The following is a 2,273-nucleotide window of genomic DNA, read 5'->3' on the forward strand; positions in this document are numbered from 1 at the left end:
CCTCGGTCAGGGTGCCGGTCTTGTCGAAGGCGATGGCGTTGAGCGAGCCGAGGTTCTCCAACGGCGCGCCGCCCTTGATCAGGACACCGGCGCGCGCCGCACGGGCGACGCCCGAGGGGAATCCAAGCGGGAAGGCCCGTTGCGAGTTTCTCGAGGGCGAATCCAAGGCCCAGAGCAAGGCCACTTGTCAGGGCGAAGATCAGCTCCGTATTGGAGCCTAGAACGCCACCGTGATCGTGCTCCTCGGACTTGGTGTGGAGATGGTCCGGCAGTGTTGTGCTGGTCATAAATAGGGTCCCGTTGCGGGTTGGGAATCGCGGCTGCTTGCGGCGACCGCCGCGATCGAGGGGGCGGGATAGCGACACGGGCGAAGGCGCGCCGGGCCAGCGGGTTCCAGCGCGATCCGCTCGCAGGTGGTCATCCCGGTTCTCCCGACCTCAGGGCACGGGCACGACGGCATTAAAGCCCCCGAGCCGCTGGAGCTGCTCAATCGCTTCGAAAAGCGGAAGCGCTAGGAGAAAGACGAAGCCGTCGCGCACCGTGCGGACGAAGAATACCGGCCGGATCATGATTTCCGCCTCGTCGCGCCATAGGGAGAGCTTGGGCAGGAACCGAGGGGTGCGCTCACGGTAAGCTTGGTAGTCGTGTCCAAAGGCGTCGGAGAGGAAGCGTTCTTCGCGGCCGACCACGATGCGAAACACCACCCAGCAGGCTAATCCGAAGACCAAACCGACGCTAAGGCTGCCGGACTGGGCGCCGATGCCAAACGCGCCGATGAAGCTGAAGACGTACAGCGGATTGCGGCTGACCGAATACGGTCCTGCGGATATGATCTCCTGTTTCTTGCGGCCACCGATGTAAAGGGAACACCAAGCCCGACCGATGATGCAAACCATGATGGCGATCAGGCCCAGATGCTCGACAGGATGTTCGAGCAAGGGCCAGGATGTGACGAGCGCCGCGCAGACGACAAGAAGCAGGCCCCCGACGAGAATGCCCGCCTTGCGCCATCGTTGAACGGATTGGATATCGACCGCTGATCGACAGGCGTCATCAGGGGGCGAGGAGCCGGACAAAGCGGGGCTTGCGGGCTTGGAGACGCTGTCGGAGGGCTCGAGCGGCATCATTGCCCCTCCCCCTCAGCCGGACGATCCTTAGCCGCATCGCGCAGGATATCCACGCCGCCCTTCAACGCGATGGCGGCCACGAGGACGCCGACGACGAGGTCCGGCCACGCCTGGCCGAGCCAGAGCACCAGGGCCCCGGCGACGAGGATTCCCCCGTTGGAGGCGAAGTCGTTAAAGCTGAACGTCTCGGCAGCCTTCATGTTGACGTCGCCGCTGTGCTGACGGCGGATCAACTGCAGGCAGATCAGGTTGATGATCGCTGCGACGACCGAGAGTCCCATCATGGTCGGGCCGATCGGTTCGGTCCCGATGAGGAATCGACGACCCGCGTCCAGAAGGACGCCAGCGCCGAAGATAAGGAGCATGACGCCCGAGAGGCGCGCCGCCCCCCGCTTCCACGAACCAGGCCGACCGATCGCGAGAAAGCTGATCAGATAGACAGCAGCGTCCGAGGCGTTGTCCACTGCATTGGCCAGCAGAGCGCTGGAATCGGCGGACAAGCCGCCGATCCCGAGCGCTAATGCCAGGCCCGCGTTGAGCGCGAGAACCGTCAGCAACGTGCGTCGCTGCTGACGGTCATCCTGAGTGCGAGCAATCAATCCTCAACCCCCTCGTCCTTGCGATGACGCACCGCCTTGGCCGCGAAGGTCGGCAGGACCAGCAGGGTCAGGGCCGTCGCGGTCAGAAGGCCGCCGATGACGACCGTCGCCAGAGGCTTCTGAACCTCGGCCCCCGCGCCGTGGGCGAGCGCCATCGGGATGAAGCCGACAATGGCGACCAAGGCTGTCGTCAACACCGCACGCAATCGGCTGGACGCCCCTTCGATCGCCGCGTCCCGGGGCGCGAGCCCCGCCTGCAATCGCTCGCGAATGGCCTGCATCAAAACAAGTCCGTTCAGGGTCGCCACACCCGAGACGGCGATGAAGCCAACGGCCGCAGACACCGAGAACGGCATCCCTCGCATGAGAAGCGCCAAGGCGCCGCCGATCAAGGCCAAGGGCACGCAGGCGAAGACCAGCCCAGCCTCGGAGAACGACCCCAGAGCCATAAACAGCAGCACACCGATCAGGACGAAGACGATCGGAATAACCAGGCCCAGCCGTTGTTCGGCCCGTTTGAGGTTCTCGAACTGACCGCCCCAGGTCA

The 2,273-nt window shown here is 64.7% G+C and carries 3 protein-coding genes and 1 pseudogene; all 4 read right to left on the reverse strand.

Annotation, left to right across the window (positions count from 1 at the left end):
• Window positions 1-121, reverse strand: a pseudogene (locus RTU05_RS17910) (hypothetical protein); the annotation flags it as partial.
• Window positions 122-437: 316 nt separating this feature from the next.
• Complete coding sequence (locus RTU05_RS17915) at window positions 438-1,127, reverse strand: methyltransferase family protein (RefSeq protein WP_008264189.1); 690 nt, start codon at window positions 1,125-1,127, stop codon at window positions 438-440.
• Window positions 1,124-1,726 carry a cation transporter gene (locus RTU05_RS17920; RefSeq protein ID WP_040349350.1) on the reverse strand — a complete coding sequence of 201 codons (603 nt, stop codon included), beginning with the start codon at window positions 1,724-1,726 and terminating at the stop codon, window positions 1,124-1,126. The genes RTU05_RS17915 and RTU05_RS17920 overlap by 4 nt, the downstream gene beginning before the upstream one ends.
• A partial coding sequence (locus tag RTU05_RS17925) for an efflux RND transporter permease subunit (protein WP_312599639.1) occupies window positions 1,723-2,273 on the reverse strand: 551 nt, incomplete at its 5' end. The genes RTU05_RS17920 and RTU05_RS17925, both read right to left, overlap by 4 nt.

The organism is Brevundimonas sp. (assembly GCF_032017145.1).
Classification (GTDB): Bacteria; Pseudomonadota; Alphaproteobacteria; order Caulobacterales; family Caulobacteraceae; genus Brevundimonas.